Here is a 228-nt window from a genome sequence, read left to right as displayed (position 1 = left end):
AACCAGGGATTCACGGACACGATGCAGAGCCCGCATTGCCTGCTGAGATTCCGTTCTGGGCTGCACAAAACGCATAGACGGACGCGATGCAGCTTCACAAATAGCTTCGGCGTCGACAAAGTCGTTTTTATTGCTTTTAACGAACGGGCGGACAAATTGTGGTGATATCAGCTTTGGGGAATGCCCCAACTCTTCCAACTTGCGTGCCATAAAGTGAGAACCGCCACA

General features: G+C 51.3%; 1 protein-coding gene. It reads right to left on the bottom strand.

The window, feature by feature from the left end:
- The coding region (locus tag GV764_RS18225; RefSeq protein ID WP_139497493.1) for an IS110 family transposase at window positions 1-228 on the bottom strand (228 nt) is incomplete at both ends.

Origin of the sequence: Atlantibacter hermannii, from assembly GCF_009907385.1 — a bacterium.
In the GTDB taxonomy this organism is placed as follows: Bacteria; Pseudomonadota; Gammaproteobacteria; order Enterobacterales; family Enterobacteriaceae; genus Atlantibacter; species Atlantibacter hermannii_A.
Note: the sequence above shows the minus strand (reverse complement) of the source record. Positions and strands in the feature narration are given on the sequence as shown.